The 22,496-nt window shown below is 58.8% G+C and carries 16 protein-coding genes and 3 pseudogenes; 9 read left to right on the forward strand and 10 right to left on the reverse strand.

Features of this window, described 5'->3' with window-relative positions:
- Nucleotides 1-61: 61 nt before the first annotated feature.
- Nucleotides 62-469 carry a VOC family protein gene (locus C8D04_RS13300; protein WP_116005285.1) on the forward strand — a complete coding sequence of 136 codons (408 nt, stop codon included), beginning with the start codon at nucleotides 62-64 and terminating at the stop codon, nucleotides 467-469.
- 123 nt (nucleotides 470-592) lie between these two features.
- Here C8D04_RS13300 and C8D04_RS13305 read toward each other — a convergent pair.
- Nucleotides 593-1,120 (reverse strand): annotated as a pseudogene (locus tag C8D04_RS13305) (MFS transporter); the annotation flags it as partial.
- Between the two features lie 1,408 nt (nucleotides 1,121-2,528).
- On the opposite strand from C8D04_RS13305, the gene C8D04_RS13315 reads away from it, so the two are divergent.
- From C8D04_RS13315 to C8D04_RS13335, 5 genes and pseudogenes are all read left to right on the forward strand, one after another.
- On the forward strand, nucleotides 2,529-4,619 hold the full coding sequence (locus C8D04_RS13315) for a site-specific integrase (protein WP_133243638.1): 2,091 nt from the start codon (nucleotides 2,529-2,531) through the stop codon (nucleotides 4,617-4,619).
- Complete coding sequence (locus C8D04_RS13320; protein ID WP_116005288.1) at nucleotides 4,582-6,930, forward strand: site-specific integrase; 2,349 nt, start codon at nucleotides 4,582-4,584, stop codon at nucleotides 6,928-6,930. The genes C8D04_RS13315 and C8D04_RS13320 overlap by 38 nt, the downstream gene beginning before the upstream one ends.
- 4 nt (nucleotides 6,931-6,934) lie before the next feature.
- Nucleotides 6,935-7,477: a hypothetical protein gene (locus C8D04_RS13325; RefSeq protein WP_116005289.1), complete on the forward strand. Its 543-nt coding sequence runs from the start codon at nucleotides 6,935-6,937 to the stop codon at nucleotides 7,475-7,477.
- Nucleotides 7,478-7,937: 460 nt separating this feature from the next.
- Nucleotides 7,938-10,853 (forward strand): Tn3 family transposase, encoded by a 2,916-nt coding sequence (locus tag C8D04_RS13330; RefSeq protein WP_116006189.1) that lies wholly within the window; start codon nucleotides 7,938-7,940, stop codon nucleotides 10,851-10,853.
- Nucleotides 10,854-10,996: 143 nt separating this feature from the next.
- Nucleotides 10,997-11,362 (forward strand): annotated as a pseudogene (locus tag C8D04_RS13335) (chromate resistance protein ChrB domain-containing protein); the annotation flags it as partial.
- A gap of 42 nt (nucleotides 11,363-11,404) precedes the next feature.
- Here the strand turns inward: C8D04_RS13335 and C8D04_RS13340 are convergent.
- Complete coding sequence (locus C8D04_RS13340; RefSeq protein ID WP_116005291.1) at nucleotides 11,405-12,460, reverse strand: DMT family transporter; 1,056 nt, start codon at nucleotides 12,458-12,460, stop codon at nucleotides 11,405-11,407.
- Between the two features lie 315 nt (nucleotides 12,461-12,775).
- Here C8D04_RS13340 and C8D04_RS13345 point away from each other — a divergent pair, with 315 nt between their 5' ends.
- Together C8D04_RS13345 and C8D04_RS13350 are read left to right on the forward strand one after the other, a co-directional pair.
- Complete coding sequence (locus tag C8D04_RS13345; RefSeq protein ID WP_116005292.1) at nucleotides 12,776-13,174, forward strand: MerR family DNA-binding protein; 399 nt, start codon at nucleotides 12,776-12,778, stop codon at nucleotides 13,172-13,174.
- Nucleotides 13,162-14,121, forward strand: coding sequence for an arsenic resistance protein (locus tag C8D04_RS13350; RefSeq protein ID WP_165829133.1), 960 nt, complete (start codon nucleotides 13,162-13,164; stop codon nucleotides 14,119-14,121). Before C8D04_RS13345 ends, C8D04_RS13350 begins: the two co-directional genes overlap by 13 nt.
- A gap of 151 nt (nucleotides 14,122-14,272) precedes the next feature.
- Here the strand turns inward: C8D04_RS13350 and C8D04_RS19005 are convergent, their stop codons facing one another.
- From C8D04_RS19005 to merT, 3 genes are read right to left on the reverse strand one after another with little or no spacing between them, the layout of a single operon-like run.
- Nucleotides 14,273-14,500: a GDCCVxC domain-containing (seleno)protein gene (locus C8D04_RS19005; protein WP_116005293.1), complete on the reverse strand. Its 228-nt coding sequence runs from the start codon at nucleotides 14,498-14,500 to the stop codon at nucleotides 14,273-14,275.
- Complete coding sequence (gene merP, locus C8D04_RS13360; protein WP_116005294.1) at nucleotides 14,497-14,781, reverse strand: mercury resistance system periplasmic binding protein MerP; 285 nt, start codon at nucleotides 14,779-14,781, stop codon at nucleotides 14,497-14,499. Before merP ends, C8D04_RS19005 begins: the two co-directional genes overlap by 4 nt.
- A 14-nt stretch (nucleotides 14,782-14,795) precedes the next feature.
- A complete protein-coding gene (gene merT / locus C8D04_RS13365; protein WP_116005295.1) occupies nucleotides 14,796-15,158 on the reverse strand; it encodes a mercuric ion transporter MerT in 363 nt (120 codons plus the stop codon).
- 42 nt (nucleotides 15,159-15,200) lie between these two features.
- On the opposite strand from merT, the gene C8D04_RS13370 reads away from it, so the two are divergent.
- Entirely contained in the window at nucleotides 15,201-15,632 is a 432-nt protein-coding gene (locus C8D04_RS13370) for a MerR family transcriptional regulator (protein WP_116005296.1), read from the forward strand.
- On the opposite strand, the pseudogene C8D04_RS13375 reads toward C8D04_RS13370, so the two are convergent.
- The 5 genes and pseudogenes from C8D04_RS13375 to C8D04_RS13395 all read right to left on the reverse strand — a co-directional run.
- Nucleotides 15,629-15,742, reverse strand: a pseudogene (locus C8D04_RS13375) (transposase domain-containing protein); the annotation flags it as partial. The gene C8D04_RS13370 and the pseudogene C8D04_RS13375 overlap by 4 nt on opposite strands.
- A 473-nt stretch (nucleotides 15,743-16,215) precedes the next feature.
- On the reverse strand, nucleotides 16,216-19,347 hold the full coding sequence (locus C8D04_RS13380) for an efflux RND transporter permease subunit (RefSeq protein WP_116005297.1): 3,132 nt from the start codon (nucleotides 19,345-19,347) through the stop codon (nucleotides 16,216-16,218).
- A gap of 15 nt (nucleotides 19,348-19,362) precedes the next feature.
- A complete protein-coding gene (locus tag C8D04_RS13385; RefSeq protein WP_116005298.1) occupies nucleotides 19,363-20,967 on the reverse strand; it encodes an efflux RND transporter periplasmic adaptor subunit in 1,605 nt (534 codons plus the stop codon).
- The gene (locus C8D04_RS13390) at nucleotides 20,964-22,238 is read right to left on the reverse strand and encodes a TolC family protein (RefSeq protein WP_116005299.1); all 1,275 of its coding nucleotides are present in this window, start codon (nucleotides 22,236-22,238) and stop codon (nucleotides 20,964-20,966) included. The genes C8D04_RS13385 and C8D04_RS13390 overlap by 4 nt, the downstream gene beginning before the upstream one ends.
- Nucleotides 22,238-22,483 carry a DUF2789 family protein gene (locus C8D04_RS13395; protein ID WP_116006191.1) on the reverse strand — a complete coding sequence of 82 codons (246 nt, stop codon included), beginning with the start codon at nucleotides 22,481-22,483 and terminating at the stop codon, nucleotides 22,238-22,240. Before C8D04_RS13395 ends, C8D04_RS13390 begins: the two co-directional genes overlap by 1 nt.
- Nucleotides 22,484-22,496 lie beyond the last annotated feature (13 nt).

Below are 22,496 nucleotides of genomic sequence, written 5' to 3' on the forward strand. Positions count from 1 at the left end.
GTGCGCGACAGCCGCCACGAAAAGTTGTATACCTGCACCTCCATACCGCAGGAGATACCCCATGCAAGTGCAGCCCTACCTGTTCTTTGACGGCCGCTGCGAAGAGGCGCTGGGCTTTTACTGCAAAGCCCTGGGCGGCCAGGTCACCGCCCTGATGCGCTACCAGGACAACCCCGAGCCACCACCGCCCGGCAACACCATGGCGGGGGACAAAATCATGCACGCCAACCTGCAGATCGGCGCGGCGCAGATCATGGCCTCGGACGGGCAGCGCCCGGGCGAAGGCCTGTTCAAAGGCTTCGCGCTCTCGATCACCGCCGCCACCGACGCCCAAGCCCAGCGCCTGTTCGACGCCCTGGCCGACGGCGGCCAAATCCAGATGCCCTTCGGGCCCACGTTTTTTGCCACCGCATTTGGCATGGTGGCCGACCGCTTTGGCGTGGGCTGGATGGTGATCGTGCCCCGCTAGCCCCTTCTATCGAGGCAGTTTACCTAAGCATAATGCTATTATTTTAATAGCTATTGGCGCTTTACAAATAAGCGTTACAGCCCATTTTTACTCAAATTTTCTCTCAGCGCTGGCGCGCCCCACTCATCCCGCACTGGGTTGCGCCCGGCCCACCACGCCACGCTGGTGGCGTATGCGCCAATAGAGCCAGCCCATGATCGACAGATTCAGCAGATTCCACCCCATGCCGTTGATGAATGCCGCCTGGTAGCTGCCCGTCACGTCAAAAATCCAGCCCGACATCCAGCCCCCCAGCGCCATGCCGATCAGCGTGGCCATGATCACCGCGCCCACCCGGGCGCCCGCCTCCTGCAGCGCGAAATACTCGCGGATGATGATGGCGTACGCCGGCACGATGCCGCCCTGGAACAGCCCGAACATGGCCGAGATGACGTACAGCGGCACCAGCCCGTCAAACGGCAGAAACAGCAACAGCCCCACGCCCTGCAACGCCGAGCCCAGCAGCAGCGTGCGCACACCGCCAATGCGGTCGCAGATCACGCCCGACACCAGGCGGCTGACAATGCCGCAGGCCAGCATCAGCGACAGCATTTCGGCGCCGCGCGCCGCGCCAAAACCCAGGTCGGTGCAATAGGCCACGATGTGCACCTTTATAGTACAAAACGCCGATCGGTATTCCTAACAACCCTGCAACCCTACAACTTCGGTCATCTATGGGAAAGTACAACTTCAAACTAGTAAAACCAAGGTCTGTGGAATTGACACGGGCAGGGTATGGCCGGGTTGCGCACCTTCCGTTCATCCTCGACGCACGTCCTGGCATCCACCGCGATGGCTCCGAGTACTTGGTCGATCTCGGTTTGGGAATGTGGAATCGAGCCCACCCGGGTACACAAGGAAGCCGCCCCGCAGCTACGAGCATTCGGTCTTACGGGTGGTGGCTTTGCAACTTCTTGGAGTGGTGTGAAGAAAAAACAATCGACCCCGCCAGAGCCGACTATGTTGCACACGTCCTTGACGGATTTCAGTCTGATTTAGTCTCCGGGAAGTGGGGCAAGGATGGCAGGCCATTGAGCGACAAGACGGTCAACAGCTATGTCGACACTGCTACGGACTATCTCCAGTGGATGACTTGGAAGGGCAAGCGTTCGCATTTCGCAGTCCCGTATGTCACGCGCACCGCCTACCCAGGCAGGTCTCATAGCGCAGGAAATTCTCGGCCACGGACCTACGATGTACGACAAGGACGTCGTAGAGAGTCGCCCGGGGAACTGCAGATGCCGACTGATCACCAAGTAGACATCTGGCTCGAGTCTGTCTATACGTTACGAGGCCAAACTCTAGGGCTCATGTGTGAAACGGTCCTGATGTCGGCGGCTCGGCGGCAAGAGGTTGCGTGTTGGCGTAACGATACCCTGCCGCTGGACCCTCAAAAATGGGTCATCGTCAACCCGACAGCAGATCTTAAGCACCAGCTAGTGTCTGTACGCCTACGTTACGGTACTAAGGGGAAAGACAGTGGGATAGACGAGGTTCACAGCGACAAGATTGGACCCGAGCGGCAGATCAAGATCCCCCTTCACTTCGCTGAAAAGTTGCACGCGTACCGCACAAAAATACGGCCCCGACTCCTTAAAAAGTGGGTTGGCGGGGCGCGCGGCCCGGAGGCTCAGCGAGAGAGATTGAACAGGTCTGTACACCTGTTTCTGAATCCCGAGGGCATTCGTCAATCTGCCTCAAGCTTCTACTCCGCCTGGAAGTCTGGAGCGCTCCCGTATCCGGCATGGTCTCCTCACCTCGGGAGGCATTGGTGGGCCTGCTCCACGCTTGTCAAGGAAATTCGGGATGGTAGGGAGCACCGAGAGCCCAATTACACAGGACCGGGAACATTGACTGCGATTTTGATGAAGGGCGTTATAGAGCTGAAAATTGTTCCGCAGCTTGGGCACATCAGTAGCACCACCACGAGCCTGTACGTTCGTTGGGTCTGCAACCAGCTCGATGAAGCTCTACCCGAACGGTATCAATCAACGATGGTTGATTGGTCTGAGGATCATTAATGACGCTCAGAAAGATCTCGAAAGACCATCTTCCACGGCAAGGCGCGGATCCGGAACCAATCTATTCACCAGACCTTCTGCGACGCACTGACAGCCCTCTAAGATTCTGGACACAACACGCTAGAAAGGCGTGCCTCGTTGACCTGTCAGACCTCGAATTAGGGCAGGACAAGCCGAAAAAACCAGGACTTGAGGACCGCTGGCTTGGTGGCTATAGCGGCCGGCCTACTTTGATCCATGAACTGCTGCCAGCAATTAAAGAGAAACTGATGTTTGCCACAGAAAAAACGTGTCGGGGTCGAGTGGCGGACTTAAAAATGTGGTGGCGTCTTTTCGACGAGATGGAAGCGCTGTCTCCACAATCTGGAATCGCCGTCACGCCTGTTCGCAGTGTCAAGGATTTGACGCACCTCCACCAGCAACTCGCAGTGCAACGCTTTTCACCTGGCATATTTTCATCCTTCAGGTCTGTTGCAGACATGACCCGACGGGCTCAAGGGATGCGGCCCCTTCCATGGATCGGACCTGAGTTCCTGCAGTCATCTCGAGAAATACCTACTCAAGCACAGTCGCGCGACCTGTTTACTCAAATAAAGCGCTTTTGGTTCGGAGCAATTGATCGCTGGGCCATGGTGGATGACATGCTTGCTAAGAAGCGGGCACCTGTCAACGAGGAGCAGGTTGATTGGCTTCGCAACGCAGAGTACTTGCTTCCTTTTCTTGAAATGGATGCTTTTCCGACTGCCAGTGCCATCAGGAAATTTTGGAGTAGAGAAACAGGAAAAGCAGAGAAGACACTTTCGCGCCATGGGCTATCGACAGACACGATGTTTGCCACACTTTTTCCCACAGCCTTTGAGATCCGTATGGGTTTCCACTTAGCGCTAATTGGTGGCGGGTGGAACGTGCAAACGCTACTGGACTTACGTGTCAAAGCATCTGCTCCCACCTCCGAAAGTATGCCTTTTTTGCGAGATCACCCGCAGGATTCCAATCGCTACATCATGACTGGCTTTAAAGAGCGAGGCTCGTCGGACCACTTTTTGCACGGTGATTGGAAGGCAGATCGGTCCCCAGGGAAAATAGTTCGCACAATAGTTGAACGAACTTGGCCATTACGGCAGGAACTTGTTCGTCTCCTCCGTATTGCAAAAATAAAACTTAATCAGTTACTGGTGGCGAACGCCGATCTCGTATCGCTTACAGAAGCCCGGCTGACGGTCATGGAACTGCAGCGGAAATCTGAAAGCGTTTGGCTCTATCGCACCAGAAACGGTATTCACGCACTAGACGATAAAAACTACGATAAATATGAACGAAACACGCCAGTTCTGCGAATTGTCGTTACGAGCGTCAATGAGAACCGCGCTGCACGCGAGAACCTGATCCCAGCAGTAAACGCCAGCGACTTCAGAAGCATTTTTGCCGAATATGCGTATCGAATTTCGGGCGGATCAGTATTGGCCGTTCAGAAGGCGCTAGGACATCGCTCGCCCTCCATGACGGCGAAATACTTGGAAAGCAACATCATTAAAGAGCAACACGCACGCATCTTCGTCACGTATACAAACGAAATGTGGGCGATGGTTGTTTCTTCCGGACGGCTTGATCACACTGCTCTGCGGCAAGTTGTGGAAACCGGGGGTATTACCTCGGACCAAAAAATGAGACTGGCCGAGTACCGCAAGCTCAAGAAGAGCAGGCTGGGAATAGGTTGCAAAGATCCGCGCCAACCTCCGAGCCGGCTTGACCCTCAATTTGTCGTTAACGGGCAGTCACTTTGCACCGTACATCGCTGCACCCTATGCACTGAAAATGCAGTGATAGCGCCGGAGGCGTTAAGAGGGCTTGCAATGCGGCTCGCCGAATTGCAGCACCTTCAAAGCCGAATACCCGCAGAGCATTTCCATCGCGGTGGAGAAGTTTCTTTGCACACCGAACTTAGGAATACCGAGGCGGCGCTGTTCGGTTTTGAAGGTGATTTGGTTAAGGCGACGTTCGACGCTTGGACACTCAGCATTGAAAAGGGCCTGCACCGGGTGCCTGAATTCAATGGCGTGGGTTCTACAACAAAGCCTGAAAATGGCTAGGGGACACGTCATTCAACGGGAGGTCAGAGCCGCGTTTGAAGCCTCACCGGACGTGGTTCTGGCCAAATATGCCGCCGAGGATGTACAACGGATGGGGCAGTTGGAGCTTCAGCACGTGAAGTACTTGCTCGGGCATGGCGACGACTGGACGACATGGATGACTCCACGAGAGTGGTTCCCAGTCGGATCCCGATCGCATTGGAATGTTCGAATCGAAGAAAGAGTTTTGGCCAATTTACGGGTTCATCTTAAGCAGCCTGTATCGCGAGGAAGTGACGTAGAGCCGGTAATACAAGGCTTAGTTGATAGCGCGGTTTTAAATTGCAATCGCTACCTCGTCTTGTGTCGTATCGCCCCTGTTAGCTTACGTAACGGTCGTGATAGCTTAGACCCGTCGGTGCTCGCTATGATGGCCCACCAGAGCGTTGCGTTCATTGCGGCGATCGCGGTCGCCAATGCAATGGTTGCTTTAGATGAAGTAGATACAGGGTTTGGAGAGGGAAAAAATCCAAGCCTACCCCTCGTTCGCTTCGCCTCGGTGTCCAGAGAGAATGTAGATGCTCTACCGCTCTCTAACTCGGTGAAGTTGAACATTAAAAACGAACTCAAGCGGATGCATGCGGCATCTGATAGAGGTTTGTGGACCGATGCTCCGCTGTGGGGTGTGGACCCAAAAATACTCACCCGTGTGTCAGGTGACTTCGATACCCCTACGTCGGCGGCGCATTGCGAACCGCATTTACCACTGCCTGATGCCTATGTTGAGGAAATTGGGACGAAGTCCCACTGGATCATTGAGAATCTGGGCCCAAACATCCTGCGTGTTTTGTCGAATTTTCAGAACCTTTGGCAGGAGGCCCATGAATCGAAAGATGATATTCGTACAGTTAGCGACCGATGCGCTGCAATCCTAAAAAACGAAGTGTGGATCGATGCGACTGGTCAAGTCATTGAAAAGTTGCCGTTTCCCCTGAAGCTAAGCCAGAGGGGGAGCCATAGCAAGAAGACTTCAAACGACGAGACCGCAATTAGTCGCGGCGAAATAGACGCCGACGTTTCGGGCCCTGAACATAGCACTCGAACGGAAGCATGGCCTCCACGCCGCGCGGCTCAATTATTCGGCTTGGCTAAGGTCTTACAAGGAGCACATCTGTTCGTTGCCGGCTTGTCGACTGGGAGCCGCAACGGTGAAATTCTGACAATAGAGCGAGGCGCTATCCGCAACGCGCCCGATGGCACTGCATTCGTGAATGGACGCACATATAAACTTGTGCGCCGCCACAACGGCGAATGGCGCGACTGGCCCATACCGGATCTTGCAGTGCGTGCATTCGTACAGCAAGCGAAGCTAATAGCTCTTATGGAACGGTTGTCTCCGATCAATCCCGCCAAACCGATGTGGAGCCCTGCTGAGACAACCTACCGAAGTAATCTGTGGTTTGGATCCGGAAACCGCGGCAGGCCAGCGACATCAACGATTTTGGCTGAGTTGTTAAGACATTACTCGCGGTCGTTGGGACTAGAACAGCAACCTGGTGGACAGGCAATTCGACTACATCGGTTGAGAAAAACTCTGGCCAGACTTGTGGCCCTCGCCATCGTCCAAGCCCCTAAGCTGCTTCAGGATGTTTTTGGGCATAAGAATATTGAGATGACCCTCTACTACATCCTGACAGATAAGGCACTTTCCGCAGAGATTGACGAGATCGTCCGCGAACTGCGCATCATCCGCTGTTCGGACGACTTGACGAAATTTGTCACTGAAGGCGAGACCCAGTCATCCCTAGGAGATTTGATCTCGTTTGAGGGCCCCAATCCACCCACCGCCCACCGACTCCATAGCGATGGTTTTGGAGGACCTGCGGCTGCCAGTATTCGTCGTGCTGTAGCGGAACAAAGGCAAACGGCTCACCGACGCTCTGAAGATTGGGGAGCGGAGAGCATTCGCGACTTGGCAGAAATTCTGACACTAGGCGGAACAACCTGGAACCTGGTCCGCCCCGGCGTTATGTGCACGAAGTCCTTGAACCAGTTTGGTCCTTGCAATAGAAAGCGGGGACATCCCGATCCATCGAGCTGCCAAACCTCGTGTGATCACCGCCTCGAGCAGGCCTGGCTGCGTGAGGAGGTAGATGATTGCATTTCGCAGGCCTTAGAGCATTGGGAATTCGAGATCGCAAGTCAGCAAGAATTAGTCGCTGAGTTCTGGGCTGGACAAGTTCGCATGCATCTCGGTCGCTTTCCAGACCTGGAGAAGAAGTGGCGACTAGATCCACGGGTTGAACTGTTGGTCGGCTCTGCAGGGCAGTGAGAACATGAATAGTAAAGCGCCTTCAAAGTTCTCGGACGCCGCTAGGCAGCAAATCCGTGCCAGTGCAGTTGCGCGTGGAGAGCAACGTTATGACGAGGTTGTGAAGAAAGTCACTAACGCCATAAGAACAATCGAACAAGAAATCCAAGCGCACAACGGTCTCTATCCTGCAAATGGTGGCGCTTTGACCCTCAGTGAACTCGTGCGTCGCTCAGGCGTCGGGCCGAAAACGCTTTTTGGTGCCAACTATAAACACAGCTTCAAGAAGAACATTGTTGATCCCTGGTTGTTGAGTGCAAAAGGTGGAGATGCGGGATCTCGGCCCGATGCAAAGAGAAGTGCAGCTGATCGTGTCTCCCAGTGGCGCGAGCTTTATAACGATCTGCTCACAACCTATCGCCTCGGTGAACTAGACTGGCATGACGCACGCCGTTTGCTCGCAGAAGCCGAGGAGAAGGTCCAGCAACTGATCAAAGACAATAAGGAGCTACGCCGAGAACTGAATAAGCTCAGCAAGGGAAATGTCGCGGTGCTGCCGAGTAGATGAAACCGTCAAAAACCATACGTTATCGTCGGTCCATCTCCCTAAAAAGACCAACAAATATCCCCCAGCGCTGCAAATTTCGGAGTGAAAACGGGAATGACTCAGGAGCCTTGAGTGCAGGGAGCACTCAACCCACTTCGCAGCGCCACTTGTGAACGACGTTAGCTTGATACCGTGCGACAGGGCAAGTCGGCATCAAGCCCCCATCGCTTGGCGCACTCAAGGCCGAGTGTTTCCCACTTGCGGCACCCATCACTGTCGATCTGCTCGAAGCGGGCGGGCAGATTACGTCAATTACTACAACCACGAGCGCATCAAGGGGTCCCCTCGTTTTCAGTGCAATAACTGGCGGTACGCAAACCCAGCACTGGCGCGGGGGTGGTGTTGGTAGATCGTTGATTCTGTTGGCTTTCCTGTTCACTTCTCAAACGGGTATCGTGGCCTCCCACTAATGGGGTTCACGATGCAGGACTGGCAAACGACGTTTTTGGGGATGCGTGAGCTGCCCCGCGATATCAGTGACTTCGAGATGAAGGCGTTTTTCACCTTCGATGGTGCAGAGCGCGAGGCAATCAATGCGCGCCGGGGTGACGCCCACAAGCTCGGTCTGGCGCTGCATATCGGGTTTTTGCGCATGAGTGGCCGCCTGCTGTATGCCTTTCGGGTGGTTCCCGTCGCCCTGTGGCGCCACTTGAGCGAGGAACTTGGCATTGCCACCCCTGATGTGGCTTCGCTGCGCACGCTGTACGGGCGGGAGAAGACACTGTTCGATCACCAGCAAGTAGCGTGCACGGCCCTTGGTTTTCGGTGGATGAGCGAGCACCAACGCCGCTCCCTGGTGCGTGAACTGCGGGACGAAGTGGCCCGTTGCGCCGACCGCGATCAACTGCTCGGGAGGGCCCGCCAATGGCTGTACAAGAATAAGCTGGTGATCGTGCACGAGCGGGCCATCCGGACTTTGATTGCGAGCGCACTCACCCAGCTCGAAGCGGAGACAGGTGCTGCAATCGCCGCCAGCGTCGATCCGGCAACCCTTGATCGGTGGCGAACCTCGGTTGCAGAGCTGCGCCCAGATGGACAAACCCAACAAAGCTGGCTGTGGTCGGCGCCGGCCAAGCACTCAACCCGCCAAATCAGCGAGGTACTTGAACGCATCGATCTGCTGTACGAGCTGGACGTTCATAAACACCTGACCGACATCCCCGATCTCATCTTGCGCCGTTACGCGCGCCGACTAGTCTCTCGGCCGCCGTCTGCCGGCGCCAAGATCAAGGAACCCGCGCGCACCGTGGAGGTCGCCTGCTTTCTGCGGTATTGCCTGTTCACCACCACGGACCAGTTGATTTTGATGGTGCAGCGCCGGATTGCCGATCTGTGGCGCCAGACCGCTGCCGAGGTCCCCGCCACCGTCAACTGGGCGGCGATGTACAAAACGCTACTGGCCGAACTCGTGGCCTTGAGCGCCCAGGGCGCTGTGCCGGACGCCGAGCTGCGCGCACGGCTTGAAGCCTTGGTCATCGAAACCCAGAAACGCAAGCCACCCAGTCGGGCCTCCCTTGTGCGCGAAGGATTGATTGATGTCATTCGCCCCGTACGCTCACTGCTTGTGGCAATTGCAAAGCTTCCATGGCAAGCCACCGGAGAGCATCCCACCATCGACGCCCTGACGAAATTGAGCGCCTATTACGCCAGTAACATCAGAAAGTTGCCGGATGGCGTTGTCGCGCCAGGCCTGGGGAAGGTCTGGCAAGCCGCCATATCCAGCCCAGACCGGGAACGGGCGTTTCGGGCATTGGAGGTTGCCACCTTGTTTGCCCTGCGCCGCGCGGTGCGCAATGGATCGGTCTGGATCGAGCACAGCTTGAGTTTTAGGGGCCGTGCACGCCTGTTCTTCACGGACGAACGTTGGAAGGACGAGTCCAAGAAGCACTATGCCCGTCTGTCGCTGCCCGGCAAGGCGGCCACCTTTCTGAAGCCATTGTTGGCCAAGGTAACTGCAGGTGTCGATGCTGTGGCTGCGGCGGCACGCAGTGGCGTACTGCGCGTCGACGATGAACTCCACCTCTCAGTTTTACCCGCCGAAGACGAAGACCCCGAAGTCACCAAGCTACGGGCGGCTTTGGATCACCGCATCGGCGAAGTGCAATTGCCTGAAGTGATTCTGGCCGTTGACGCCCAGGTGCGCTTCAGCTGGATCATGCTCGGCCGTGAACCACGGTCAACAGCGGAACTGCTGATGGTCTATGCCGGCATCATGGCCCACGGCACCAGTCTGACAGCCATCGAATGCGCGCGCATGATTCCGCAGTTGTCTGCCACCAGCATCCGCCAGGCCATGCGCTGGGCACGGGACGAACGCCGTCTGAGTCAGGCTTGCCAGGCGGTGCTGGAGTTTATGCAACGCCACCCGATCGCCACCACTTGGGGCCGTTCAGACCTGGCGTCTTCTGACATGATGAGCATGGAGACAACCAAGCGGGTATGGCAGGCCCGGCTTGATCCCCGGCGCAACACGCCCTCCATTGGCATCTACTCCCATGTACGCGACCGCTGGGGAATCTTTCACGCACAGCCCTTCGTGCTCAATGAGCGCCAAGCTGGCGTGGCCATTGAAGGCGTCATACGTCAGGAACGCCTTGAAACCAGCCAACTGGCGGTGGACACCCACGGCTACACCGATTTTGCGATGGCACTGGCCCGGTTGTTGGGCTTTGATCTTTGCCCGCGGTTGAAGGAATTGAAACAACGCCACCTGTTCGTGCCTCGCGGCGCCAAGGTGCCAGCCGAAATAGCTGCGGTGTGCGAGGCCAATGTTGACGTTGCCCTGATCGAAAAGCATTGGGACAGCCTGGTGCATCTGGCGGCTTCGGTCATGAGTGGTCACGCCAGTGCGGTGGCAGCACTGGCGCGGTTTGGCTCTGCTGCCCAGGGTGACCCCATCTATGACGCTGGCGTGCAATTGGGACGTTTGCTGCGAACCGCGTTCCTTGCCGACTACTTTGTTAAGGACGCTTTCAGGAATGAATTGCGCCGGGTGCTCAACCGGGGGGAGGCGGTCAACGCCCTCAAGCGCGCCATTTACACCGGCCGGATCAGCCCGGCACAGGCCAAACGTGTGGACGAAATGCAGGCTGTGGCCGACGCGTTGAGTCTGCTGGCCAACATCGTCATGGCGTGGAACACGTCACAAATGCAGGCTGTTCTGGATCGCTGGTCGAACCGCCGCCAGGCCATTCCGCCGGAACTGATCGGAAAAATTGCTCCCACCAGGCTGGAAAGCATCAACCTGCGAGGCGTGATCCGCTTTCCTGTTGACCGTTATGCCGACCAAATCCTGCCCTCGCGGCAGGGAGCACCGATAACTGGCACCAACGGATGAAACCGATCACGGTTTGACGCCACGAATCCCGGATTTGAAGGTGAACAGGAAAGCCAACAGAATCAACGATCTACCAACACCACCCCCGCGCCAGTGCTGGGTTTGCGTACCGCCAGTTATTGCACTGAAAACGAGGGGACCCCTATGTGCCCGCAGCGTCCGTGCTTCAGGTGGCACAGGACACGGGAGCTATCCCCTACGACGTGCCCGGCGTCGAATTGACCCACGACGGCGATCTGCGCAGCTTTGACGCCTTTCTCAGGAAGTACGAACTCACCGATCCCGCCTTGCAGCAACTGGCCTTGATCGTGCGGGGCGCCGACACCTCCAGACTGGACCTGGCGCCGCAATCGGCGGGCCTTTATGCGCTGTCGCTCGGTTTGTCCAAGACCTTCAGCGATGACCATGAGATGCTCGGGCATGGCATGGTGATGTACGACGCGCTCTATGCGTGGTGCCAATCCTGCCAGGCAGAAACCCATAACTGGCCTCCGAGCTTGGCAGCATGACATCAGAGTGCCTTGGCGGCTTTTTCGATTCCGCTGAGTGAGTCAATGCCTGTGCTGATGGTGGACATCAGGCGCATGAGGATGGGCATGGGTAACCGGCTCGTGGAAATGCACGTGGCTGTGGCTCCCTGTGGGTATCACGTCATGCGAGTGCGAATGGTGTCCGTCGTCATGGCGGTGGGCGTGCTCATGCTCCATCGGCTCATGCGTATGTTCATGCCCGTGGCTCTCGGCCAAATGCAGCAGCACACCCGCGAGCATCAGAAGCCCACCGAGCAGCATCAGCCATCCCGCAGGCCGTTCGCCGAAGCCGAACGCTACAGCCGCACCAATGAAAGGAGCAAAGGCGAACACGGAGCCAGTCCGCGCTGCACCAAAAGCCCGCTGAGCCAGAAGGTAGAACCTAAGACTCAGGCCATACCCCGTGGTACCCACAGCAAAAAGCCCAAGAGCTGCCGTCAGGGAGGGAAAAGGCTCTCCCGACACCATGGCAAGACATGCTGTCGCAGCGGCTCCCAGTGACGCCTTGGCCATCACGATCTGGCTGGGATCGCGTTCGGCCAGTCCTCGGGACAAGGTGTTGTCCACGCCCCAGGCTACCGTCGCCAGCAGCACGGCAAGCAGGCCTAGAATCTGCGTGCTGCCCTGCAGGCCCTGGTCCATAACCAAAGCCATGCCCCCAGCCAGCAAAAGAAGCATGGCAGCCCACACACGGCGGTCCATGGTCTCGCTATACAACCACCACGCCAGCGTGGCGGTGAACAGTGCTTCTAGCGTGAGCATGAGCGACGCGCTGGCGCCGCTCGTGTGTTGCAGGCCCCAGGACAGGGCGACAGGCCCAAGGGCGGCGCCAAACCCCGCCATGGCGATGAGGCGCCAGGCATCGGATCTCTGCAACCTGGCCTCGTGGGCGGCGGTCCGCAGGGACAAGGCGCCAACGACAGCCGCCCCTGCATACAGCAGCGTGGCCGTCGTGAACGCTCCCAGCCCTGCACCCAGCCTCTGGACCATGGGGGTGCTGATGCCGAACAAGGCTGCGGCCAGCAAGGCCAGCAGGCCGCCTCGCAAAGCTGGCAGGGACAGAGATTCGCGCGCCATGGGTGCCTTATTTGACGGTGAACTGCACCGTGACGTTCTTCTTTCTATTGGTGGGCAGCACCGCGACAGCCTTCGTCCGGGGTGACTGCGAGCAGTCGGCGCATGATATGGGCAGCAGGCAATTGAGAACTGGTCGCAATGATAGCCGTAGTCTGCGGCGTACCCCAAGAAACCCACATCTGAGGGTTGGTGTATCTGGGCCGTGCAGCTACGGCGAGATTGTTGCCGCACACTCTTTTGCATGCGGCTTCCTTCCCGCGGATTCATGCAACCGGCAATGGTCACGGCCGTTCATGATCAACAGTCAAGCTGCTCATGTCTGCCCTTCGGTACTACGAAGAGGTGGGATTGATACCACCAGCCCTGCGCCGCGAGAGCGGCCACCGTGTCTATCCAGAGTCGGTGCTGGACGTGTTGATCCTCATCCGGCACTGCCGTGACCTGGGTTTCTCGATTGAAGAAACCCGTGAGCTGGTCGCGCTTTCCACCAACGGCGAGCGCGACTGTGTTGAGGTACGCGCCATTGCCCAGACGCACCTGACTGCTGTGCGGGCCAAGATGGCGGAGTTGCGCCGTCTGGATCGCACCCTGTCGAGCTATGTGCGCGCTTGCAGCGAAGGCTGTGCGGGTGGCCCTGCGCCCAACTGCAACATCCTCACCGACCTTCGCCAAAGCGTACCTGCTGCGACCGATTCTTCGGGATGCTGCTCGTGAGCCGATTGACGCTGGAGCGCTATCAGGTATGGGCTTATCTGATCGCCATCGGGTTCGGTCTTGCGGTGGGCACGGCGTGGCCAAATATCGGCCCAGCCATGGAAACGCTGTTGTGGCCCACCTTGGCGGCGTTGCTGTTTGCAACGTTCCTCCAAGTACCACTGCTGCATGTGCTAGATGCCCTGCGCGACCGGCGCTTTGCAATGGCTGTGCTGCTGGGCAACTTCATTGTGCTTCCACTGCTGGCGTGGGTATTGGTCGGAGTGTTCGACTTCGATCCCGTGGTGCGCCTGGGCGTGCTGCTGGTTCTGCTGGTGCCGTGTACCGACTGGTTCATCACCTTCAGCCAACTGGGCAAAGGGGACGTGCCACGAGCCATTGCCATCACACCGCTGAATCTGGTGTTGCAGTTGATCCTGCTGCCGCTCTATCTATGGCTGATGGCAGATGCGCAGAGCCCGGCCTCATGGGACTGGGCCACGCTGGCTCCCGCCGTGTTGATCGTGCTGGTTCCCTTGGCCGGGGCGGTGCTGGCTGAGCGCTGGATTGAAGCGCATCCAAAGGCCGAAGGGTCCAGAGACACGATGGCCTGGTGGCCGGTGCCGCTGCTCGCGCTGGTGGTGTTCTTGATCGCGGGCGCGCAGGTGGGCACCGTCGTGGAAACCATTGGTGAGCTGCAGAAGATGGTGCCAGTCTTCGTACTGTTCTTGGTGGCCGCCGCCTTGCTGGCCAAAGTTATTGCGCTTCAGTTGCGCCTGCCGATGGAGCAAGGGCGAACGCTTGCATTCAGCATGGGCACCCGTAATTCATTCGTGGTCCTGCCCTTGGCCTTGTTGCTCCCTACTGGCTGGGAGGTGGCTGCGGTGGTCATCGTCGTGCAGTCGCTGGTAGAGCTCTTTGGCATGGTGGCCTACGTTTGGGTGATTCACAGATACCTTTTTAGGTGAGCTGTCTCAGCTTCCAAACCGAAGCCTGCCGAGCGGCCGGTGTTGGACGCAATCCGGTAAGCCGCGCGGTCATCCCATATTTATTCGGAGCGCCGCACCACCTGAGCGACAAGGAAGGGACGGGGGCCGCCCCGACAGTGCGTGCGAACCTTCAGGTTTCGGGCCGGCAGCAAGTGGCTTGATCACCGGATTGGATCGGAGGGCACGGCACTGACCCGTACGAGCAGAACACACAACAATCGCCCGGTTTTGGACGAAGGACGGTGTGACACTCTTCGCACTCGTAGAACCATTGGCATGCGTCGGTTGGCATGGTTTCGTTCTTTGCATGTCCGCAGTCAGGACACGTCAGAACTGAGTTCAGGATCACATCTGTCATGGCTTATTTGGGGCAACAGTTGACGGGAATCCGGCTTCCGTAGTGGCCTTGGTCAGTGCGTCCACCTTGATTCTGGTGTCGTCAAAGACCACCGTGGTTTCTCGCTTGGCCAAGTTGGATTTCACATCAATGACTCCTTCTACCCGGGTCAGCGCTTTCTTGACTGTGATCGGGCAAGTAGCGCAATTCATGCCAGGTACCGAAAGGGTGACCATCTGTTGTGCAGCCCAGCCGGGTGACGCCAACACAAGCACAGCACTTGCCAGGATTGCTCGCTTCATTTCGTTTCCTTTCATCAATAGAACCAGTGGGCGATCAGGGGGAACGTTATTGCGGTCACCAACAGCAGGACCACCAGTGCAAACAACGTCTTGTAGGAACGCTTAACCACAGGCCTTTGGCAAACCTGTCCAGGTTTACAGGCAGCGACTGGGCGCCAAATTCGGCGGGCCGCAAAGAACAGCGCGACGATGGCCGAACCGATGAACAACGGCTGGTAAGGCTCCAGCAATGTCAATGTGCTGATCCAGGCGCCAGATACACCCAGCATAATCAGCACCAGGGGGCCAAGGCAGCAGGCAGACGCGAAGAGCGCAGACAGACCGCCAGCGATTAGTGCCTTGCCACCGCTAACTTGGTTGGGAGAATCAAGTGACATCGCATAAGCTTAGAACCGTACCCCAGTACGGAGTCAAGAACCATGTACAACAACCCTCTGGACGCCGACCCAGGCATGACCATCGGAGATCTGGCCAAGGCGGCCAGTGTCAACGTTGAAACCATTCGGTTCTACCAGCGCAAGGGGCTGATGCTAGAACCCGAACGGCCCTCGGGCAGCATTCGGCGCTACGGCAGGAACGATCAGTCTCGATTGCACTTCATCAAAGCCGCGAAGCGGTTGGGGTTCAGCTTGGACGAGACCGCGCAGCTGCTTCAACTTGAAGATGGGGAGAGTTGTGCTCACGCTCGTGTGAAGGCTGAGACCAAGCTCGTTGAAGTTCGACTCAAGCTTGCGGACTTGCAACGGATGGAAGCAGCACTTTCATCGTTGGTTCGTCTCTGCGGTTCGGCAAGGGGCAAAGTACGTTGTCCGCTGATCGCAGCAATGGAGGCGCAGTCGAGTCCTATCTAAATGCTTGAAGCCTTGGTGGGCTCACAGCGGTGCGGCAGCAGTTTGCCGACCTGGCTGGCGCGCTGCATCGGCAGGCGTGCCATCACATCGCACAGGTAGGCGTAAGGGTCAGCCACTGACGCGCCGGAGACCTGGCATTTGGCCACGATCTGAGCTTTGAGTACCGGGGAGTAATAGCGCCGCTTGGGGCGTTGGGCGATCGTGTCGTTCGCCATAGTGTGCATGATCTTCATCGTGCACACGATGCCTCGGCGCTGGGTCTATCTCAAGACGGGATTGCCGGACGCATACATTGCCAGTGCAAAAATGACTGATCATCATTTTTGCACTGTGTCGGCTACGGCGGAGGGCTGGTGGCATCAGGCAGTACATCCGCGAGCAGGAAAATGAAGATGAGAGGCTCGAACAGATGGGGCTTTGGAAGTGAGCCCGCCACCAATAAGGTGGCTCCAAAACTGAGAGGTCGCGTCAGCGACCGTATGTAGCCGCTTCGAGCGGCTCACAACTTAAAGCCCCCGGTTTTGCCGGGGGATAGTTACTTTCTTTCCATGTATCGAGGGCGCGCTCGGCCCATCAGGCAGCCTTATCTCGCCATTTTCGGCAGTCGCCACTGCTTGACTAGGCCGTAGATGGCCGGGATCACCGCCAGCGTGAGCACGGTCGAGGAAATCATCCCTCCCACCATCGGTGCAGCGATACGGCTCATCACTTCCGAGCCTGTTCCGGTCCCCCACAGGATGGGCAGCAGGCCCGCCATGATGGCGACCACCGTCATCATCTTGGGCCGCACCCGCTCGACCGCGCCTTCCATGATGGCTTCATAGAGGTCTGCCACGCCAGGCTGCTTGTTTTCAGCGCGGCGCTTGGCCTGGATTGCCTCCCAGGCATGGTCAAGATAGATCAACATGATCACCCCGGTCTCGGCGGCCACGCCCGCCAAGGCGATGAAGCCCACCGCGACGGCGACCGACATGTTGTAGCCCATCCACCACATGAGCCAGACCCCGCCGACCAGGGCAAACGGCACCGACAGCATGACGATCAGGGTTTCGGTCAGGCGCTTGAAGTTCAGGTACAGCAGCAGAAAGATGATGAGCAGGGTGACGGGAATGACCACTTTCATTTTTTGCACCGCACGTTCCATCGACTCGAACTGGCCACTCCAGGTCGCGTAGTAACCCGGTGGAAACTTGACCTGTTCGTTCACGGCTTTGCGCGCGTCTGCCACGTAGCTGCCGATGTCACGATCACGGATGTCCACGAAGATGTAGGCAGACAGAAGGGCATTTTCAGTGCGGATGCCCGGCGCGCCCTTTGCCACTTCGACCCGGGCCACCTGCCCCAGCGGCACCATCGCGCCGTCCATGGTGGGCACGAGCACTTCGCGGGCGATCTGCTGCGGGTCGGTGCGCAGTTCGCGCGGATAACGCACGGTGACACCAAAACGCTCACGGCCTTCAACGGTGGTGGTCACCATCTCGCCGCCCAGGGCCGTGCCGATGACGTCCTGCAGTTCCCCGACCCCCAGCCCGTAGCGCGCCAGCTGCGCCCGGTCGGGCTCGATGTTGAGGTAGAAGCCCCCGGTGATGCGCTCGGCGAACGCCGAAGTCGTTCCGGGCACCTGCTTGACCACAGTTTCAATCTCGCGCGCCAGGCGCTCCATCTCGCCCAGGTCCTTGCCGAAGACCTTGATGCCAATGGGCGTGCGGATACCCGTGGAGAGCATGTCGATGCGCGCCTTGATGGGCATGGTCCAGGCGTTGGACACGCCGGGGAATTGCAGCGCCTGGTCGAGCTCGGCGATCAGCTTGTCCATCGTCATGCCCGAGCGCCATTCTGATTCGGGCTTGAGATTGATGACGGTCTCGAACATCTCTGTCGGCGCCGGGTCCGTGGCAGTGTTGGCGCGGCCGGCCTTGCCGTACACAGAGGTCACTTCGGGAAAGCTCTTGATGATCTTGTTCTGCGTCTGCATCAGCTCGGCCGCCTTGGTGATGGACATGCCCGGCAGCGACGCGGGCATGTACAACAGCGTGCCTTCGTTGAGCGTAGGCATGAACTCGGATCCCAACTGGCTGGCGGGATAGAAAGAAACGCCGAGCACCACGAGTGAGGCAGCGATGGTCAACTTCTTCCAGCGCATTACAGCGGCAATGATGGGACGGTAGGTCCAGATCAGGAACCGGTTCACCGGATTACGGGACTCCGGCATGATCCGTCCCCGGATGAACAGCATCATCAGGACCGGCACCAGCGTCACGGACAGCAGCGCGGCCCCGGCCATCGCGAAGGTCTTGGTGTAGGCCAGTGGCGAGAACAGGCGCCCTTCCTGAGACTCCAGAGTAAACACTGGCAGAAAGGACACCGTGATGATGAGCAGCGAGAAGAACAGCGCCGGTCCCACTTCCTTGCAGGCGGCGATCATGGCCTCCACGCGCTCGGCGTTGGTGTGCTCCTCGGGCAGGCGTTCCACGTGCTTGTGCGCGTTCTCGATCATGACGATGGCCGCGTCCACCATGGCCCCAATGGCGATGGCGATGCCGCCCAGGCTCATCAGGTTGGAGTTCATGCCCAGCAATCGCATGGCGATGAAGGCGATCAGCACCCCCACGGGGAGCATCAGGATCGCCACCAGGGCCGAGCGCACGTGCATCAGGAAGACCACGCAGACCAGCGCGACGATGAGGCTTTCCTCCAGCAGCGTGCGCTTGAGCGTGTCGATGGCGCGGTGAATGAGGTCAGACCGGTCGTACACCGCCTCGATGGTGACGCCCTCTGGCAGTCCGCTCGACACCTCGGCGATCTTCTCCTTCAGGTTGTGGATCACCTCCAGCGCGTTCTGGCCGTAGCGCGCCATGGCAATGCCCGAGACCACTTCGCCCTCGCCGTTGAGCTCCGTCAGGCCCCGGCGCTCGTCCGGCGCCAGTTCCACCCGGGCAATGTCGCGGATCAGAACCGGCGTACCCTTTTCTGCCTTGACCACGAGGTTTTCGATGTCGGCCACGCCGCGCAGGTAGCCTTTGCCGCGCACCATGTATTCGGTCTCGGCCATCTCCACGAGACGTCCACCGACATCGCGATTCGACTCGCGCACTACCTGCGACACCTTGGCCAGGGGAATGCCGTAGGCGCGCAACTTCACCGGATCGACGGTGATCTGGTAGGTCTGCACGAACCCGCCGATCGACGCCACCTCGGCTACGCCATGGGCCTTGGTGAGCTGGTAGCGCAGGTACCAGTCCTGCAGCGTGCGCAGCTCGGCCAGCGTCTTGTCCTTGGCCAGCAGCGCGTACTGGTAGACCCAGCCCACGCCGGTCGCGTCCGGGCCGATTTGTGGCGTCACGCCCTTGGGCATGCGACCTGCCGCGAAGTTGAGGTATTCGAGCACGCGCGAGCGGGCCCAGTAGATGTCGGTGCCGTCCTCGAAGATGATGTAGACGAACGAGGCGCCGAAGAAGGAGAAGCCGCGCACCACCTTCGACTTGGGAACCGACAGCATGGAAGTGGTCAGCGGATAGGTGACCTGGTCCTCGACCACCTGAGGCGCCTGGCCCGGATACTCGGTATAGACGATGACCTGCACGTCCGACAGGTCGGGCAGCGCGTCGAGCGGTGTCTTGAGCACGGCATAGACGCCGCCGACAATGACGAACAGGGTCGCCAGCAGCACGAGGAAACGGTTTCTTCCCGACCAGTCGATGATCTTCGCAAGCATGGAGTCTCCCGAAAATCAGTTGTGTCCGGCGTGAGGGCTGGCCGCGGCCTTGCCCAGAGGCCGGGCCGCGGTGATCACCCATTCGCCCTGGCCGCGCTCGACGAACTCGAACGCCACCGCCGTGCCGGGCTTGAGCGCCTTCAGCAAGCCACTGTTCGCAACCTTGAACTCCATGGACATGGCTGGCCATTTGAGGCTGGGCACCGGTCCGTGCGCCAGGGTTGCCGTGGCGGATTTCGTATCGATATCTTCTACTGTGCCTTCGGCTTGGTGGCCCACGCCGGTGACGGCCTTGGTGCTTGCTGATCCTTCAGGGGCGGCTTGAGTACCGTGTCCTGTATGCCCCAGCCCGCCGATGGCGGCTTTGAGGTTGCTTTCCGCGTCGATGAGGAAATTGGCCGCTGTCACCACCAGCTCACCATCTCGCACCCCTTCAATGATCTCGATGCGGTCTTCGCTGCGAGCGCCGACCTTGACCTCGCGGGGCTCGAAACGCCCCTCCTTGAGTTGCACCAGAACGATCTGCCGTGTTCCGCTGTCGATCACCGCCGACGTCGGTACCGTCAGCACGGCCCCCTTGGAGGCGGCGGGAAGCTCCACCTGGGCGAACATCCCCGGCTTGAGCAACCCACCTGCATTGGTCAATTCAACCCGCACGGGCACGGTGCGAGTTTCAGCCGTGAGCGTTGGATAGACGTAGGTGATGGAACCGGTGAACACCTTGTCCGGGTAGGCGTTGATGCGAACCGTGGCTTTTGTCCCTGTTTTGACCAAGCCGATGTCCTGCTCGAACACATCAGCTATCACCCACACTGAAGACAGGTTGGTGACCTGGTAGAGCGCATCGCCTGGCATGAAACGCATGCCTTGTACCGCCTTTTTCTCGGTCACGATGCCTGCCACCGGCGATCGAAACGTGAGGGTGCGGCGCGCCGTGTCCGACTGAGTCAGCGCCTTCACTTGCTCGTCCGAAATGTCCCAGTTGCGCAGGCGCGTCAGGCCCGATTCGGCGAGTTCTCGCATTCCTTTCTGTGTTTCCTCGCTGGCGCCCTTCAAGGCGTCGAGCCCTTGGGCGGCAATCGCATATTCGCGTTGCGCCGACACCAGTTCCGGGCTGTAGACCTCGAACAAGGGCTGACCTTTGCCAACGACCTGGCCGGTGGCGTTGACATGCAGGCGTTCGACGTAGCCCTCGAACTTAGGGGTGATGGCGTAGGTCAGGCGCTCGTCGGGTTCGATACGGCCTGCAGCGCGCACCATCTTGTCCAGGCTGCGCAAGCTGACCGCCTCAACGCGCACCCCGAGTTTCTGAACCTTGTCGGTGCTGATCTTGATCTGGTTGGCGCTTGCGGCGTCCGGCTCCTGCTCGCCTTCGTAGACAGGGATGTAGTCCATTCCCATCGGGTCCTTCTTGGGCGTGGGGGACGTATCGGGCAAACCCATCGGATTGCGGTAATAAAGGACCTTGCGCTCCTTTTTTTCGCTTGCCGAAGCAACAGTTGATGCCGCCTGCACGGATCCATGTGCAGCAGACTGGCGTTGTCCGTACCAATAGCCGCCCCCCGCAGCCAGTGCCGTGGCTGCCAGCACGAGCGCGCTCATCCCGATTTTTGTTGTCATAGTTCTTCTCCCACGATGCGCTCGATGTCTGCCAGGCGCATCTGGGCCGCCACTCCTGCTTTGACTTGATTAAGTTTTGCTTGCCGTATCTGCCTTTGCGCATCCAGCAAAGTGGCGAAATCCACCTTGCCCGATTCGTAGCCTGCCAATGCCGACCGGAACGTCAGCTCCGACTGGGGCAGCAGGCTGTCCGTCGTCAACGCCAGCGTACGGCGAGCCGCCTCCAGGCCTGCGGTGTTTTCGTACAGATCGGCGAGCACCTGGTTCGTGGCGACTTCGCGGCGGGAGCGCGCTGCTTCCAGCATGGCGTGTGCCTCACGCTCCTGTGCACGGCGGGTGTCCTGCTGCAAGGGGATGGTGACCTCGATCATCAGCTCCCATTCCCGTATCGACTTGCCGTACTGGATGGGTGACACCCCCACCGCAAAGTCCGGATAGCGGTTCTTGTAGGTGAGTTCACGATTCTTTTCTGCAGCCTGGATTTGTGACTCCTCGGTTCTCAGCAGCGGATTGCTGGACCGTGCACGCTGCTCCAGGACATCAAATCGCATGGTCTCAGGCGCCGGAAGTGTGCGAATGCTCTCTGGCGTAGCCAGCATCTCGCTGGCAGGGCGCCCCACGAGCGCTTTCAGCTTGGCCTGCAACTGACTTCGCTCTGCTTCGAGTGCAATCAATTCGTTGCGCATGGTGGTTTGCTCCAGCTGCGCACGAATCACGTCCTGCTGCGCGGCCAGGCCACTGGCGTAGCGCACCTGGGCGACTTTCTCAAGCCGGGCCATCAGGTCCAGGATTTCGCGGGTCAGCCGCTCGCTCTGATCCAGGTAGTAGAGCTGGGCGTAGGCTGCCTTGATCTTGCTGGCCAGCTCGTTCCAGCTGCCCGCCACGCGCCCCTGGGCAGCCTCGGCCTGCAAGGCGGCGGCCGCGCGCTTGAGGTCCCGCTTGCCAAACCACGGCAGCTCCTGCGTGAAGATGTAGCGCGTGCTGCCCACACGCCCGGGCAGCAGCGAGGCATTGCGCTCGCCCATGCGGGTGAGGTCGCGCAACTCCATGCTGAACCGCGGGTCGGGCAGGGCGCCGGCGGGCAGTATGCGCTCGGCAGCGGCATCGGCCTCGTACTGCATGCTGGCAAATTCTGGATTACCCTCCCGCGCCGCATTCAAAAGCCCCTCCAGATGGGCGCCAAGGCGCCCCTCTTGACTGAAACTTGCCTGGGTAAATACGAGTGCCAACAATGCTGCGCCGACGGACCGCCTCAACCTTATATTGGACATCACTTACCTTTCGATCCACGCAAGGCTGTATTCAACTGGTCAACGACCTCTGCCCAATCCGCATCCAGCAATATTTCATCCCGTAACAGGGCCGATTGGGCCTGACTCCAGAATGGTGCACTTTCTAGCCGGATGGATGGATGAAGCGGGCTGTGGCGCAGCAGGAAGTCCTGAATGCTCCGAGCGTCAGCGGCCAGCCCCAGTTGTTGAAATAATTCGGTGAACCGGTGGTAGGTTGAATCCATCGCGTTGATCCCC

This window comes from Simplicispira sp. 125 (assembly GCF_003096555.1).
GTDB lineage: Bacteria > Pseudomonadota > Gammaproteobacteria > Burkholderiales > Burkholderiaceae_C > Simplicispira.